The 16,683-nt window shown below is 71.7% G+C and carries 8 protein-coding genes; 5 read left to right on the forward strand and 3 right to left on the reverse strand.

Annotation, left to right across the window (positions count from 1 at the left end):
• The 5 genes from helR to CCN42_RS13195 all read left to right on the forward strand — a co-directional run.
• A partial coding sequence (gene helR, locus CCN42_RS13175; protein ID WP_086735592.1) for an RNA polymerase recycling motor ATPase HelR occupies positions 1–1,892 on the forward strand: 1,892 nt, incomplete at its 5' end.
• 132 nt (positions 1,893–2,024) lie between these two features.
• Complete coding sequence (locus CCN42_RS13180) at positions 2,025–6,692, forward strand: DUF6531 domain-containing protein (protein WP_086735594.1); 4,668 nt, start codon at positions 2,025–2,027, stop codon at positions 6,690–6,692.
• Positions 6,693–6,701: 9 nt separating this feature from the next.
• Positions 6,702–7,262 carry a hypothetical protein gene (locus tag CCN42_RS13185; protein WP_086735596.1) on the forward strand — a complete coding sequence of 187 codons (561 nt, stop codon included), beginning with the start codon at positions 6,702–6,704 and terminating at the stop codon, positions 7,260–7,262.
• Positions 7,259–7,864 (forward strand): DUF4291 domain-containing protein, encoded by a 606-nt coding sequence (locus CCN42_RS13190; RefSeq protein ID WP_086735598.1) that lies wholly within the window; start codon positions 7,259–7,261, stop codon positions 7,862–7,864. Before CCN42_RS13185 ends, CCN42_RS13190 begins: the two co-directional genes overlap by 4 nt.
• A 3-nt stretch (positions 7,865–7,867) precedes the next feature.
• Positions 7,868–8,323 carry a hypothetical protein gene (locus CCN42_RS13195; protein ID WP_086735600.1) on the forward strand — a complete coding sequence of 152 codons (456 nt, stop codon included), beginning with the start codon at positions 7,868–7,870 and terminating at the stop codon, positions 8,321–8,323.
• A gap of 85 nt (positions 8,324–8,408) precedes the next feature.
• On the opposite strand, the gene CCN42_RS13200 is transcribed toward CCN42_RS13195, so the two are convergent.
• The 3 genes from CCN42_RS13200 to arfA form a co-directional block, all read right to left on the reverse strand.
• Positions 8,409–8,828, reverse strand: a complete 420-nt coding sequence (locus CCN42_RS13200; protein WP_086735602.1) for a hypothetical protein — start codon at positions 8,826–8,828, stop codon at positions 8,409–8,411.
• 2 nt (positions 8,829–8,830) lie between these two features.
• A complete protein-coding gene (locus tag CCN42_RS13205; RefSeq protein WP_086735604.1) occupies positions 8,831–15,013 on the reverse strand; it encodes a DNRLRE domain-containing protein in 6,183 nt (2,060 codons plus the stop codon).
• Between the two features lie 319 nt (positions 15,014–15,332).
• The coding region (gene arfA / locus CCN42_RS13210) for an arabinosylfuranosidase ArfA (protein WP_086735606.1) at positions 15,333–16,683 on the reverse strand (1,351 nt) is incomplete at its 5' end.

Here is a 16,683-nt window from a genome sequence, read left to right on the forward strand (position 1 = left end):
GCCTCGGCCGCATCGTCGGCGCGGACGATCCCGAGCCCCTGTACATCGGGCGGCTCGGCCTGACCGACAGCGATGGCCGACGCCTCCTCGTCGACTGGCGCTCCCCCGCCGCCGAGCCGTTCTTCGCGGCGACCCACGCCAAGCCGATGGGTCTGGCCAGCCGTCGCCGGTACCGCTGGACCGGCGGCCGGATCACCGACTACTGGGACGAGGTGTTCACCGCCGACGGGCTGGAAGGGCACGCCGCGCTCGACGACCAGTCCGCGTTCATCGCCAGCCTGGGCGGCAACCGGTCGGCCCGGATGCGCGACGTGCTCGCCACCATCCAGGCCGACCAGGACGCCATCATCCGGGCCGGATCGCGTGGCGCCCTCGTCGTCGACGGCGGCCCGGGCACCGGCAAGACCGTCGTCGCCCTGCACCGCTCGGCCTACCTCCTCTACTCCGACCCCCGCCTCGTACAGCGCCGGGGCGGTGTGCTGTTCGTCGGCCCGCACCGGCCGTACCTGGACTACGTCTCCGACGTCCTGCCCAGCCTGGGCGAGGAGGGCGTGCGGACCTGCGTCCTGCGCGACCTCGTCGCCGAGGGCGAGCGGGCGGGGACCGAGAGCGACCCGGAGGTGGCCCGGCTCAAGTCCTCCGCGGCGCTGGTGAAGGCGATCGAGAAGGCCGTCCGGTTCTACGAGGAGCCGCCCGCCGAGGGGATGACGGTCACCGTCGAGGGCGCCGACCTCCGGCTCGGCGCCGCCGACTGGGCGGAGGCGTTCGCGGCCCCGCCGCCCGGCACCCCGCACAACGAGGGACGCGATCTGATCTGGGAGGAACTGGTCACCATCCTGTGGGACCAGTACGACGGCGACGTGTCGCAGGAGCTGTTCCGCAGGGCGCTGGCGCGCAACGAGGAACTGACCGGCACCCTGCGCCGCGCCTGGCCGCTGCTCGAAGCAGCCGACCTCGTCGGCGACCTGTGGTCGGTCCCCGCCTATCTGCGGATGTGCGCCCCCTGGCTGACCAGGGACGAGGTGAGCAGGCTCCAGCGCAAGCAGGCCCCGCAGGCGTGGACGGTGTCCGACCTGCCGCTGCTGGACGCGGCCCGGCAGCGGCTCGGCGACCCGGAGACCTCCCGGCGCAGGCGCCGGCACCAGGCCGCCGTCGCCGCCGAGCGCACCCGCATGGAGGCCGTGATCGACAACGTCCTCGCGGCCGACCACGACGGTGAGAGCGCGGTGACGATGCTGCACGGGCGGGACCTGCGGGACAGCCTGGTCGACGAGGGCGCGCTGCCCGGCGCCGACCGGGACCCGCTGGCCGGCCCGTTCGCGCACGTCATCGTCGACGAGGCGCAGGAGCTGACCGACGCGGAGTGGCAGATGCTGCTGCTGCGCTGCCCGTCCCGCAGCTTCACCATCGTCGGCGACCGCGCCCAGGCCCGGCACGGGTTCACCGAGTCGTGGCGGGAACGGCTGGAGCGGGTCGGGTTCGACCGGATCGAGGTGGCCTCGCTGACCGTCAACTACCGCACCCCGGAGGAGGTCATGGCGCAGGCCGAGCCGGTCATCCGGGCGGCCCTGCCGGACGCCAACGTGCCGACGTCCATCCGCTCCTCCGGCCTCCCCGTCGTCCACGGCTCCGTCACGGACCTGGACGGCGTCCTCGACGCCTGGCTGACCGAGCAGGCCGACGGCATCGCCTGCGTGATCGGGGCTCCCGCGTTCCGCCCGCCGTCACCCCGCGTCCGCTCGCTGACCCCGGAACTCTCCAAGGGCCTCGAATTCGACCTGGTCGTCCTCGTCGACCCGGAGCGGTTCGGCGAGGGCGTCGAAGGGGCGGTCGACCGCTATGTGGCGATGACCCGGGCGACCCGGCAACTGGTCGTCCTGCGCGGCGCCTGACGCCGGCCGGGACGGCGCAGCGCAACCGGCGGCCCGGTCCCGGGCGTCCCTGGATAGGGTCCGACGAGATCGAAAGGCACACACGGCATCCGGGCTGCCGGACGGCGCGCGCAATCACGGGGAACGACAGGCATGGGTTACACGATTCCGGGCTGGCTCGACGAGGTCCTGGACTTCATCGGCATCAACTTCCCGAACGTGGACGAGGACGACTACCGCGAGATGGCCGAGGCCCTGCGGGAGTTCGCGGACAAGTTCGAGGGCCACGGCGGGGACGCGCACAAGGCGTTCTCCCGGATCCTGTCCTCCTCCGAGGGCTGGGCCGTCGACGCCATGGAGAAGCACTGGAACCAGGTCAAGGGCAGCCACCTGGAGAAACTTCCCGAGATCGCGCGGCTGTTCGCGGACGCCTGCGACACGCTCGCCGACATCATCTTCGGGATGAAACGCAAGGCCGAGATCGAACTGGGCGTGATGGCCGCCTCGGTCGGTATCTCGGCCGGTCTCGCCGTGGTCACCGGCGGGCTGTCCGCGCTGATCGGCGCGGCCGAGATCGCAGCGATGCGGCAGGCGGTCAAGCGGATCATCGACGAGGCCGTGGAGCGGATCGTCGACGAGGTGCTCGCCAAGCTCACCGAACCGGTCAACGCCAAGCTGGAGGCCATGGTCGAGGACATGGTGCTCGACCTGGCCGAGGGCGCGTTCTCGATGCCGCCCGCGGACGGCGGTGACGGCCACGGCGGGCACGGCGGCAAGGGCGGGATGCAGCTGGCCTCGGCGGGCGGCGGTGACGGCGGGGGCGGTGGCCCGCAGAAGCGCACCCGTATCGACCACTTCGAGTTCGAGAGCGGCGCCGGGAAGGTGTCAGGACACGGCGGGGAACTGCGCCTGGCCGCCTCCTCGCCGCTGAACCGGGCCCGCACGGCGTTCGGCCGGAGCAAGGGCCGCGACCCGTTCACGGAGGCCTTCGACAGCGTGCTGCACGGTGCGCTCAAGGGCACCGACAAGGCCATGGACAAGGTCGCCAAGCACATCACGGAAACCGTCCCGGCCCGGGTGAAGGCGGCCTCCAAGCTGCACAAGGGCAACGACCTCGACGTCGGCGACCGGGCCAAGGGGATCGACGTCGGCAAGCACGGCGACGGCAAGGACGGGGGCGACGGGTCCGGTGCGGGCACCCGGCCCAGGACCGACGCGGACGCCCGGCGCGACCCGAACCTGCCCGAACGCTCCAGGCAGGCCCGCGCGCTGGCGGACAAGGAGACCTGCGGCGACCCCATCGACATGGCCACCGGTCAGATGGTCATGGCGCAGACCGACGTCGACCTGCCCGGCGTCCTGCCGCTGACCCTGCGCCGCACCCACCTCACCGGCTACACGCACGGCAACGCCTTCGGCCCGTCCTGGGCGTCCACGCTCGACGAGCGTCTGGAGAACGACCCGCGGGCGGGCGGCGTGTGGTGGCGCCGCGAGGACGGCTCCAGCCTGTACTACCCGCGCACCCCGGACATCGTCGGCGACCGCGTCGACCCGGTGGCGGGCGAACGCCTGCCGCTGACGTACGTCTCCCAGGGCAGCTCGTACGTCCTCGTGGTGCAGGACCCGAGCACCGGCCTGACCCGCTCGTTCGAACCGGCCGCAGCCGCCGAGGGCGTCTGGTGGCTGGCCCACGTGGAGGACCGCAACCGCAACCACGTCTCGTTCGAACGGGACCCGAACGGCCTCCTGACCGAGATCACCCACTCCGGTGGCTACCGGCTGACGCCGGTCTGCGACGCGGACACCGGCCGGGTGACCTCCGTGCACGCCCTCACCGAGGACGGCCCGCTGCGCCTGCGCGCCTACCGCTACGACGAGGACGGCGACCTGGTGGAGGTCGTCAACGCCGTCGACGCGGCCACCCGCTACACCTACGACACCGCGCACCGCGTCACCGGCTGGCACGACAGCAACGGCACCACCTTCACCTACACGTACGACGACCAGGGCCGGGTCACCGCCACCCACGGCAGCGACGGCATCCTCGACTCCCGTATCTCCTACGCGGGACCGGACCCCGACGGCACCACCACCGTCACCTACACCGACTCCCTGGGCCACGCCACGGTCTACCGCGCCAACCCGCTCGGCCAGGTCGTCGCCATCACCGATCCGCTCGGCAGCACGACCACCCAGACCTGGGACCTCCGCGACCGGCTGCTCAGCCGCACCGACCCGACCGGCCACACCGTCGTCCACCGCTACGACGACGCCGGGCACCTCGTGGCCGTGGTGCGTCCCGACGGCACCGAGACCACCGCCGAGTACGGCGCCTTCCCCCAGCCGGTCAGCATCCGCACCCCCGACGGCAACGTCACCCGGTACACGTACGACACCCGCGGCAACCGCACGTCCGTCACCACACCGGCCGGCCGCACCACCCGCTTCGGCTACGACGAGGCGGGCCGCCTCACCTCCGTCACCGACCCGCTCGGCAACGTCACCACGATCCGTTGCAACCCGGCCGGCCTGCCCCAGGAGATCACCGACCCGCTCGGCGGGGTCACCCGCCAGACCCACGACGCCCTCGGCCGGCCCGTCACCCGCACCGACCCCACGGGCGCCACCACCTGGATGGAGTGGACGCCCGAGAACCAGCTGGCCCGGCGCACCCTGCCCGACGGCACCCGGGAGTCCTGGACCTACGACGGCGAGGGCAACTGCACCACCCACACCGACCCGCTCGGCGGCGAGACCCGCTTCGAGTACACCCACTTCGACCTGCTCACCGCCCGCACCACCCCCGACGGCGTGCGCTACGAGTTCGCCCACGACACCGAGCTGCGCCTCACCGAGGTCACCAACCCGCAGGGCCTGACGTGGACCTACACCCGCGACGCGGCGGGCCGGCTGACCGCCGAGACCGACTTCGACGGCCGCACGCTCACCTACCGGCACGACGCCGCGGGCCGTCTGACCGCCCGCACCAACGCCCTCGGCGAGACCACCGTCTTCGAGCGCAACGCCCTCGGGCAGATCCTCCGCAAGGACGCCGCCGGGCGGGTCACCACCTTCACGTACGACGCGCTCGGCCGGCTCGCCGAGGCCACCGGCCCCGACGGCACCCGGGTGGCCATCGACCGTGACCGGTACGGCCTCGTCCGCTCCGAGACCGTCGACGGCCGCACCCTGACGTACACCTATGACGAGCTGGGGCGCCGCAACGGGCGCACCACGCCCACCGGCGCGACGACCACCTGGTCGTACGACGCGGCGGGCCGCCGCACGAGCCTGCTGGCCTCCGGCCGCCCCATCGACGTCGCCTTCGACGCCTCGGGCCGCGAACTCACGCGGCGCGTCGGCGACTTCCTCACCCTGGAGAGCGCCTACGACCCGCTGGGCCGGCTCGCCGCCCAGACGGCCACGGGCGCGGACGGCCGCACCCTCCAGCACCGCGCCTACACCTACCGCGCCGACGGCCACCTCGCCTCCCTCGACGACCGGATCAACGGCCCGCGCACCTTCGAACTCGACCCGGCCGGCCGCGTCACCGCCGTCCGCGCCGAGAGCTGGAGCGAGAGCTACGCCTACGACGAGGCCGGCAACCAGACGCACGCCGACTGGCCCGCCGCCCACCCCGGCCAGGAGGCCACCGGCGAGCGCGCCTACACCGGCACCCGCATCACCCGCGCCGGGCACGTCCGCTACGAACACGACGCGCTGGGCCGCGTCACGCTGCGCCAGAAGACACGGCTGTCCCGCAAGCCGGACACCTGGCGCTACGAGTGGGACACCGAGGACCGGCTCACCCGGGTGACCACCCCGGACGGCACCGTCTGGCGCTACACCTACGACCCCCTCGGCCGCCGCACCGCCAAGCTCCGCCTCGGTGCCGACGGCGAGACGGTCGTCGAGCGCGTCGACTTCACCTGGGACGGCACCAGGCTGTGCGAGCAGACCACTTGGTCCGACGGCCTGCCGAACCCGGTCACCCTCACCTGGGACCACCAGGGCCTGCACCCCATCGCGCAGACCGAGCGGATCACCGCGGCGGACGCCCCGCAGGAGGAGATCGACTCCCGCTTCTTCGCGATCGTCACCGACCTCGTCGGCTCCCCCCGCGAGCTGGTCGACGAGCACGGCGACGTCGCCTGGCGCACCCGCACCACCCTCTGGGGCACCACGACGTGGAACAAGGACGCCACCGCCTACACCCCGCTCCGCTTCCCCGGCCAGTACAGCGACCCCGAGACGGGCCTCCACTACAACTGCTTCCGCCACTACGACCCGGAGACCGCCCGCTACCTCACCCCCGACCCCCTGGGCCTGGCACCCGCGCCCAACCCGGTGTCGTACGTGCACAACCCGCACACGTGGCTGGATCCGCTGGGGCTCGCCGGCTGCGAGAAGGACACCATCACGGTCTACCGCAAGCAGACCGACCACCCGCTGAGCCAGCGCATCCACATCGGCGAGAACGGCGAGGTGAGCATCACCGGCAAGGGCAAGCTCTATCTGAACATGAGCGACGACATCAGCCACACGATCGAGTTCCGGGGTGACAGCGGGCAGATCGTGTCCTTCGACGTCCCCAAGGAATACCGGGACGCGATCCGGGAAGCCGCGCTGCCCCAGAACAAGGACGACCATCCCGACGGTGACGCCTTCACCCGGCAGGAGTGGAAGGAGCTCCTCAAGGAATACCCGGAGATCTCGGACCCGACCAAGGGGCCCGACCTCTACGGCATTCCCGCGAAACTCCTCGACGGGCTCCGGGAAGCGGTCATCCCCAACTCGGGCCACGTGGTGCGGGAAGGATAGGATCGGCGAATGATCCACAGCGAGGAGAGCGTCGCCGCCGAACTGGATCGCGTGGCACAGCGCCCGCCGGCCGGCGCGGCACCGCCGGTGCTGGCCGCGTTCACCGTCGAGGTCGCCGCCGGCTCCCCCGAGGAGTACGCCCAGCGGGTACGGCACGTCCTGACGGCCGCGCTGCGGCTGGCCTGCACGGCGGAGTTCGACGACGCGGATCTGCCCGCGAACGACTTTCCGGACTGGTTCACGGGCGTCTCCGCGCGGGACGGCGAGGCCACGGAGACGTTCGCCGGGGACGGCCGAGCCGCCTACAGGAACGCGGGCGGCGGAAATGCCTGGTCATTGCAGAACTGGATCTACCGGTTCGACCCGGACAATGATTCCCGCGGCTGGGAGTTCTGGGACGTGATTCCCGTCGGCCCGTCTCGGGTCCGGGTCTGGGTCGACAGCTGGGGCGAGTCGTTCTTCGGGTCCCTGGAACTGCTGTGGCTGCTGTACACGGCCGGCGGCGCACATGTCGAGGGACCGGAGGTCCACCCGGCGAGCGCCTGGGCGTCCGAGGTGCACGGCCGGTGACGGAGACGGAGCACCCGCGCCTCGTGCGCGCGGCCTACACGGACTCCGTGATCACGGTCTACCAGGCGTACCCGCCGGAGATCGCCGGACCGGCGTTGCGCGCGGGCACGTTCGTGGCACCGTTCAAACGCGAACGCATGACGTGGATCAAACCGTCGTTCCTGTGGATGATGTACCGCTGCGGCTGGGCCCGGAAGCCCGGCCAGGAGCGTGTCCTGCGCGTCGAGATCGACCGTGCGGGCTTCGAGTGGGCGCTGGCGCACTCGGCCCTCAGCCACTTCCAGTCCGGTGTGCACACGGACCGGGACGAGTGGCGGGCCCAGGTCGCCGAAAGCCCCGTGCGCGTGCAGTGGGACCCGGACCGGTCGGTCCGTCTGGAGCCGCAGCCGTGGCGGGCCGTCCAGGTGGGCCTGTCCGGTGAGGCCGTGACCCGCTATGTGGACGACTGGATCGTCGGCATGTCGGACGTCACCGAGCTGGCCCGGTCCGTGCACTCCGCCGTCCTCGCCGGGAAGATGGAGGACGCCCTGGCCCTGCTCCCCGCCGAGCGCCCCTACCCGCTCCCGGAGCCGCTGCGCCGGCGGCTGGGCGCCGACGGCTGACGGGTGGCGTTCACCCACACCTACCGCGTGCGCATCGGCCCCTGGGGGCTCGTCGCCCGCGTCTGCCTCGACGTCCGGCAGGTGGAGGCACCGCCGCCCGAAGCACGCGTGATCGGCGGCTCTCCGGTCTGGTGGGTGCCGCCGCCGGGGATCGTCCCGGCGGACGAGGAGTGGATGCGGTTCGGCCTCGGCCTGGTCGCCGGCCGGCTCGACGCCCTCCGGTCCGGGGCCGGTGCCGTGGTCGTGCGGGTGCTCGCCTGGGAGGTGCCGGTGCTGACGGACCACCAGGAGGAGGTGGCCGCCGCGGCCGTGGTCGAGTGTCTGCGGCGGCACTACGGCATCGACGGCGTCGACATCGGCGTCACCTTCGACCGGGAGGGCAACCGCTACCGGTTCACCTGGGGCACGTCGTCGTGGTCGGCCCGTCTCGGGTCTGGGCCCGACGCCGCCGGCCGGTGACGGAAGGCGGCGCGGGCAGACACGGACGGGACGGGCGGCCCGGTACCCGGTGTCCCGCCGGGTACCGGGCCGCCCCTTCACCGCCTTACGGCGTGGCCAGGGGCCTCGCCCAGGTGGACAGGTCGTCGACGGAGTCGCCGCTCACGCTCGCCGAGTACGTCTGCGAGCCGGCCCGTACGTCGAGGACGAGCTGCCTGGACAGCAGCCCGCGGCGCCGCGTCACCCGGGCGTCACCGGTGAACGCCTTGCGCACCAGCTCCTCCACGTGTTCCGTGCGCACGTCCTCGAACTCGAAGTCGTCCAGCATGAGCCGTGCGCTCCCGGGGTGGTTACGGGCGCCCATGACGAGGACGTACACGTCGTGACCGTGGACGTCACCGTCCCAGTCCGCCACCCAGGCGTCCGCCTCCCACCGCTCGCGCGGCGCGGGGTCCGCCACGCCCAGCGACCGGAGCGCCGCTTCCAGCGCGGCCGACGCGGCCGGGCGAGGGGCAGTCTCGGGCATGTCTACAACCACCTTCCGACTCTCAGGTCCCAGTGTCTCCCCCCGCCGAACTTGACGCGGAAGACGGTACGGGCCTTCTTGATGCCGAGTGTCTTCTTGAACCCGACGGCGCTCCAGCCCATGCCCCAGTTGCGCCGGTTCAGGTAGCCCTGCCGGCCGCGGTGCTTGTCACCGAAGAACCTGCTGCGCTCGCCGAAGTACCGGTTGTTGTTCCAGCGGGCGCCGCGGGCCCGGTACTGATAGGCCGCCTTCACGTACTTCTTCTTCTTCTTGTACGCCTTGTAGGCCCGGTAGCCGGTCTTCGCGGCCCGGTACACCTTGCGGCAGTGCTTGTAGCAGGTCCACGCCGCTCGCACGCCCCAGACCACCAGGGGCACCCATCGGCCGCTCAGGTCGAACTTGTTGACCGGGTCGGCGTAGGTGTACTCGTACGCGTTGGCGCTGCCCCCGTAGACCGGGTCCTGGGACAGGAAGCGGCCGGTGGCGGGGTTGTAGAGCCGGACGCCCATGAGGGTCAGGCCGGTGAGCGTCTCGGTGGAGCGCTGCTTGGCACCCAGCCAGTTGTAGCGGGTGGCGTGCTGGCCGGGGCGCGGAGTGCCGTACTCGTCGGCGTCCAGCGCCGTGGGTGCCTGGCCGGGGTCCAGCGGCAGCTGGAGCGCCACGTCACCGTGGACGGTGGTGAGCTGGAGAACGACGTCGCCGGCCTTGCCGGTGGTGGCGGCGAGGTCCCCGGAGACCGAGTCGACGTTGCGCGTCACGGCTCCGGTGGTGGTGTCCTCGACGATCCAGCGCGGGTTGTCACTGTCGCCGTCGTAGTGGTTGAGCTTGGACTGCGTCCGCGTCCAGCTGGTGCCGCTGCCGGTCTCCACGGTCCAGGAGCGGAAGCGCAGCGCCGGGTCGAGCTGCCAGGTCTGGCGCTTGCCGTCCGCGGTCTGCCGGTGGACCAGGTCGTTGGCGTAGTACTCCAGGGTGCTGCCCGGCAGCGCGGTGGTGCGGCCGAAGGCGTCGTAGACGTAGCCCGTGTCGACGAGCCGGTCGGCGCTGTCGTACGTGTGGGTGGTGGTGGTCGCTCCCGTGGAGGTGCAGGCGGCGCCGGGCCCGGCGGTCGCGGTGGACAGGGCGGTGCGGTTGCTGCGCTTGTCGAAGCTGTAGCTGCGCCGGGTGCAGACCTCGCCCACGGTGTCGTCGACGTCGGTCAGCCGTCCGGCCCGGTCGTAGGTGTACTTCTGCGCAGACCAGCCCTGGTGGCGGGTGACCTGGCCGTGGACGGACTCGGCGACCGTGTCGGTGAAGACGCTGACGCCGTCGCTGTCACGGGTGTAGGCGCGCGAGACGGGCGCGCCCGTCGTGTCCTCGGTGACGGTCAGGGTGTAGCCGCCGGGCAGTTTCTCGCCGGCGACCGAGCCGTCCGCGTCGTACGTGGCGGAGAAGGCGCCCGCGACGGAGTCGGTGATCCCGGTCGCCAGGCCGCGGGGCTCGGAGGTGTGGTCGTAGGTGTAGGTGAGGGTGGAGGGTGCGGTGTCGCTGACCCTGACCGGGCGGTCGAGCAGGTCGTACTCCGTGGTGGTCCGGCCGCCGTCGGCGTCCGTGTAGGAGATGAGCCGGCCCAGCTTGTCGTAGGCCTTGGTGATCGTGCCGGCCGTCGGAGAGGTGATCTTGGTGACGTCCCCGGTGACCGGGTCGTACTCGGTGGTCGTCACGGGGACGGGCTGACCCGCGTCGCTGGTGACCGTGACGGTGGTGGGGCGGCCGGCGCCGTCGTACTGGGTGGAGACGGTGCGGGTCCTGCCGTTGGCGGTCTCGACGGTCTTGGTCGTCTCGCCGTAGTAGCCGTACTCGGTGGTGGTGCCGGGCAGCGCGGCCGGGTTGGAGCCGCCGCCCGTGATGTCGCCCGCCGGACCGGTCCAGCAGGGCAGGTCGGCCCACTCCGGGCGGCCCTTGCACGAGCCGGTGCCGTCGGCGGACCAGTACGTGGTGATCCGGGTGGCCGCGTCCGTGCCGGTGGCACCGGGCAGGGTCTGGGAGATCACGCGTCCCTGGGCGTCGTAGCTGCTCGAACTGGTCAGGTTCAGCCCGCCGGAGTCCTGGATCGTGAGGGTGGGCAGGCCCTTGGCCCAGTCGTACCGGGTCTCCGTGACCCGCTTGTCGCCCATCACCGAGTGGTAGTCACGGACCCGGGCACCCGTGATCTCCAGGGTCACCTGGTCCTTGACGGTGGCGGTGCCGTCGGTGGGACGGCCCTCGTCGTACTCCTTGACCGTCCACGACCGGGCCGGAACCGACGTGCCCGCCTGGACCAGGACCGTGGTGCCGTCCTTGAGGTCCTCGGTCAGGTCCACCCGGCGCAGCGGGCCGAACTCCTCCAGCTCGCGGACCCCGCCGTCGTCGTAGAGCGTGGTGGTGGACAGCAGGTGGGCGCGCTCCGCCGAGGAGCGGGAGACGATGCCCAGGTCCGTCAGGGTGTCCCGGTGCGCGTCCGAGGCGCCCAGGGCCAACTCACGGTTGGCGGCGGTGAGTTCCCGGACTGTGTTGCCGAACCGGTCGTGCTCGGTGGTGCTGATGTGCCCGCCCGGCTCGGCGGTGTTCACCTCGCGGCCGGAGGCGTTCACGTAGTGCACGGTGGCGCGGGCGTAGTCGGACCGCGTCAGGGCCGCGCCGTCGTGGGAGGACGGCACCGAGTCGGCGGGGAAGACCGCGGTCGCGTCCGAGGGCGTGTCGAGCTGGCCCCAGCCGGCCGTGGCCGAGGCGCCCATCGCGTACGGCGCCCGGTCGCCGGTCAGCGGAACGCCGTAGACGACGCTGGTGGCCGCGGTGCCCTCGACGGTGTCGGCCGTACCCTGCTTGAGGGCGGAGCGGGAGACCTTGAGCAGCATGCCCGCGCCCGGGGCCGGGCCGGTGCCGGGGTTGCCGTAGGTGAAGGTGTACGGCAGCTCTCCGGCCTCCTCCAGCCAGGTGACGCGGCCTTCGTTGTAGGCGTACTGCGTCTCGGACTGCCGGCCGATCCGCGGGTCCCAGAACTGGCGGAGCCGGCCCTGCGCGTCGTAGCGGTAGGCGGCGACGGCGGTCGGGGTGGCGGCGCTCGCCCCGGGCTCGGTCGCCCACAGCCGGATCTGCTTGACCTGCCCGGCGACATCGCCGAACTGGGCATCGGTCTCGGTGCCGGTGGCCGTGGTGGCCGTGGCGTAGACGAACTCGAGGACCCGGCAGCCCTTGGTGGACGGGTCCGCCTCACAGGCGGCCGCCGTCGCCGCCGAGGTCGGGGCGATGATCCGCTTCGGCCGGGCGAGGGTCTTGCCGTCCACGGTCACCGTCTCCGAGACGGTCTTCGTGGTGGTGTTGGTCAGGCCGTCCTGGAGAGTGCTGGAGACCTGCCAGGTCGTCGCGTCCGCGGCGGGCTTGGTGAAGGTGGTGACGACACCGTCGGGGTCGGACAGGGTGAAGGAGCCCGTCGTGCTGCCCTTCAGGGTCAGGTCCTCGGCCCCGGGCTCGCCCACCCAGGCGGTCTTCGCCGCGTTGGCCGTGAAGTGGATCGCGTCGCCTTCCTCCATCACCACGTCGACGGCGGTGTCGGAGACCTTGCGGATGTGGTTGTAGTCGCTCTCGGTGTCCTCGGCGACCGTTCCGGCCACCCACTCCTTGCCGAAGATCGCGGCTTGCCCCTCCTGCCGGGCGCCCTGGTCCGGGCTGCGGGAGGAGGCGGTACGGGTGACCGTCATGCCGAAGAACGACACGTCGTCCTCGGACAGGGTGTGGTCACCGGTGAGCAGGTTCACCGAGCCGGGACCGATCTCGGTCGTGGCGGCTCCGTCGGCGTTGCGGTCCACGACGACACTGAGCGGCGGGGTGCTGCCGGCGGCCGAGTTCGGCCCGGTGAAGTCCGCCTTGATCTGGACCGTGCCGTCGGGGTCGACGGTCTGGGTGGCGTTCCACACGAGCGGCGCGTTCTTCCCGCCGGCCAGCGGCACCGGCCACGCGGTGAGCGGTACACCGCCGGAGGTGACGTCACCGACGGGGATCCTCGTCCAGCCGTCGGCCTCGGAACGGCGCCAGGAGAAGGACACGCTGTCGTACTTGCCGGCCTCCGCCTCCGCGACCAGCGGCAGCCGGCGCGCGGTGCGCTCGCCCTCGGACGGCTGGAGGAAGCCGCCGGAACCGGCGTGGAACGTGTACTGCAGCGCCTCAGACTTGTTGTCCGCCTTGTCCACCGAGCGCACCTGGAGGGTGTGGGTGCCGTTCCTCGGCGGAGTGACGCTGATGTTCTGCGGGGTGCTCGCGCCGCCGGTGGTGACCTTCGTCCACGTCACGCCGTCCAGCGACCATTCGAGCCAGTTGTGGTCCGCGGCGGGGGGTGTGACGGTGAAGACGCCGGGCTGGCCCTCGCCCTTGACCCACTGGCCGGCCGGGTAGTCCGTGGAGGTGATCCTCGTCGGTGCGGAGGGCGCCGAGGTGTCCACGGTGAAGGTCCGCCAGGCCGACCAGCCGGTGTTGTAGTGCGTGCCGTCGTACGGCGAGGTACGGAACTTGTACGTCTTGCCGTTGCTGAGCACACCCGCCGGCACGGTCACCGAGGCGGCCGATCCGGACGCCACGTACGGGGAGACGATGACGTTGCCCACCTGCGTGTTGGTGGCGCTGTCGTAGATCTGGAAGGTGCCGTTGACCTTGTCACCGTCGGCGTCGACGAACGTGTCCCGCAGGGTGGGTGTGGTGGTGTTCACCTGGTAGGCGCCGCCGTAGGAGAAGAACGGCGGACCGGCCTCCTGCCGGGTGCCCGTCTTGGGACGGAAGTTGTAGTTCACCACCAGTTTCGGCGGGTTGGCCGCCGCGTTGGCGGAGTTGACCCGCTTCCACTGGGCGACGGCCGACTCGTCCGAGGCGCGCAGGCCCATGTGGCCACGGGTGACCTTGGCCGACGCCCACTCCTGGGCGAGGGTGGTGACGTCGGCGTTGATCCAGCCGTCGGGCTGGGTGGTGCAGCCGGCGTTGCCGCGGGTCTCGGTGGACGTGGCCTTCTTCGCCGTCATCGCCGGGCGGTTCGTCCACCGGCTGGAGGTGGACGCCGCGCCGGAGGCCCAGACCTCCCAGGGGTGGAGCTTGCAGTCGGTGTTGCCCGAGTGGAAGTTCCACAGGCTGAGCCTGGCGCTGGAGACCAGCGCGTCCTGGATCGGGGTGGTGTTCCAGGTGATGAAGGACTGGGCGGTGCGCGGGGTGCCGTCGGCGTTCTTGGTGCCCGGGTTGCCGAAGTCGAGTTCGACGTCGCCGGACCAGTCGACGGTCTCGCCCTGCTGCACGTAGGTGTCGAAGACGCTGGACAGGGACGACGTGGACGGGTCGACGGTCACCGGGTACCTGGTGTCCGGGTCGGCGAGGAACTCCCGGTCGGGACTGACGACCAGATCGACGCCGTCCTTCGTCTGGACGACCCGCATGTCGACCCTGGCCCGGTTGACGTGCTCGCCGGACCGTTCGTCGACCGTGGAGTCCCACATGACCGGTGCGGGCATGACGGCCCGCTTCCTGTTCTTCCGGTCGGTGAAGAGGACACTGCCGTCCTCCAGCTGCTTCGCCCTCAGCCCTTCGGCCTTCAGCGGCAGCGTGTACGTGTAGTCGGCGGTCGTGGGCCGCTGCTTGATCTCCACGTACTGCTCGAAACCGGTACGGGTGGCCTCCACGACGACGTCGGCGCCGGGCACGGCGTCGGCGTACTCCGCGCGGGCGCCCTTCAGCGTCGGCTTCGGCAGGCCGCCCTTCCACTGGAGGGTGATGCGCTCATCGCCTTCGCCCAGGGTCACGAGATCGACGGCCGCGGTCCGCTGCGCCGCCTTGAGCGACGCGGCGGGCCTGCCGGTCCGGCCCGCGAGTCTGAGCCGGCCGGGGTGGGCGACCGGCGCGACGCCGTCGCCCGACTCGCGCAGGTCCACGTCGACGTCGACCCAGTCGCCGTCGCGCTGGAAACGGACCGGACCGGCGGACAGTTCGGTCGTCAGACTGCCGTCCTGGTTCACCCAGGTCGTCGAGGTCTCGGTGCGCTCGGACAGCGCCTCCACCCGATGCCCCGACAGCTTGGCGGCCACCTTGGCCGACGGGATGTCGGCCGCCGCGGTCACGGAGCCCGCCTTCGGTTCCTGTGCCGGCGCCTCGGGCGGCACAGCCGCGGCCACGCCCTCCATGAGGGAGACCGACATGATGACGGCGAGTCCGCCGGCGATCCAGCGCAGGCTTCTGCTGCGCTCGCCCCAGATCCATCCCCTTTCCTCGGGGGACGGAAGAGTGTCTACAGATCTCACGAATCGCTACCTTCACGACACGGTAAGTGGTGTGATCATTTGGAGAAGGTAGTGAGGGACGCAAGATCACGAAGGCGATCGATGAGGGGCAAAGCCGCCTCGGAGAATCGTGCTGGAGAAGTGATCTCCATCACGAGGGCCGCCTCGCCCCGTCCGACGACGCGGACCCGGCGGGACGGCCGGGACCGAAGCACCCTCCGGCCGCCCCGCGCCCCGGTCAGGCGAGACGGATCACGTTCCAGGACAGCGGTTCCAGCACGGCCGCCAGGCGGCCGTCCGTCAGGGCCGTGTCCTCGACGGGGTGCGGGGTGACCCGGTCGGGGGTGTCGAGGGTGTTGCGGGCGTCGGGGTCGGCGTCCGCGAGGGCGCTGTGCTCGACGACCCGGGTCACGCCGAGGCCGCTCAGGGCCACCTCCAGCGGCAGGGACTCCGTGCGGCTGCGGTTGACGGCGAACACGGTGACCGAGCCGTCCTCGGCGCGTACGGCGGTGGCGTGGAGGAGGTCGGTCTCGCCGTACTTCCGGGTGTCGTACTTCGGGGAGTCGACGCGGACGTCCAGCACCTCGCCACGGCCGTACTTCGACGCCTGGGCGAAGGGGAAGAACGTCGTCTGGCGCCAGGCCGGGCCGCCGGGCTCGGTCATGATCGGGGCGATGACGTTCACCAGCTGGGCCAGGCAGGCGACGGTGACCCGGTCGGCGTGCCGGAGCAGGGCGATGAGGAGGGAGCCGAAGACGACGGCGTCGGTGACGCTGTAGCTGTCCTCCAGCAGGCGCGGGGCCTGCGGCCAGTCGTGCCGCTCGAAGGTCTTGGCCCGCTCCTCCCAGCGGGAGAGGTACCAGACGTTCCACTCGTCGAAGGAGAGGTTGATCTTCTTCTTGGACTTCAGGCGGGCGCCGACGTGGTCGCAGGTGGCGACGACGTTCTCGATGAAGGACTCCATGTCCACGGCCGACGCCAGGAAGGAGTCCACGTCGCCGTCGACCGGCTCGTAGTAGGCGTGCAGCGAGATGTAGTCGACCAGGTCGTAGGTCTCGGCCAGGACCGTCGCCTCCCACTCGGCGAACGTCGGCATCGACTGGCCGGAGGAGCCGCACGCGACCAGCTCGACCGTCGGGTCCGCCTGGCGCATCGCGCGGGCCGTCTCCGCGGCGATCCGGCCGTACTCCTCGGCCGTCTTGTGACCCGTCTGCCAGGGGCCGTCCATCTCGTTGCCCAGGCACCACAGGCGGATGTCGAAGGGCTCCTTGTCGCCGTGCGAGACACGGAGGTCGGACAGGGCGGTGCCGGCGGGGTGGTTGGCGTACTCCTGGAGCTCCAGGGCCTCCGCGACGCCGCGCGTGCCCAGGTTGACGGCCATCATCGGCTCCGCCTGCGGGCCGATCTTCTTCAGGAAGGCGATGTACTCGGAGAGGCCGAAGCGGTTCGTCTCCGTCGAGTGCCAGGACAGGTCGAGGCGGCGGGGGCGGTCCTCGGCCGGGCCGACCGAGTCCTCCCACTTGTAGCCGGAGACGAAGTTGCCGCCGGGGTAGCGGATGGCCGTCACGCCGAGTTCGCGGACCAGGTCC

Origin of the sequence: Streptomyces glaucescens (genome assembly GCF_002154375.1) — a bacterium.
Lineage (GTDB): Bacteria > Actinomycetota > Actinomycetes > Streptomycetales > Streptomycetaceae > Streptomyces > Streptomyces glaucescens.

Coding starts and splice junctions, on each gene's coding strand:
- CCN42_RS13180 (WP_086735594.1), top strand. CDS start 2,025: ATGGGTTACACGATTCCGGGCTGGCTCGACGAGGTCCTGGACTTCATC.
- CCN42_RS13185 (WP_086735596.1), top strand. CDS start 6,702: ATGATCCACAGCGAGGAGAGCGTCGCCGCCGAACTGGATCGCGTGGCA.
- CCN42_RS13200 (WP_086735602.1), bottom strand. CDS start 8,828: ATGCCCGAGACTGCCCCTCGCCCGGCCGCGTCGGCCGCGCTGGAAGCG.
- CCN42_RS13205 (WP_086735604.1), bottom strand. CDS start 15,013: ATGTCGGTCTCCCTCATGGAGGGCGTGGCCGCGGCTGTGCCGCCCGAG.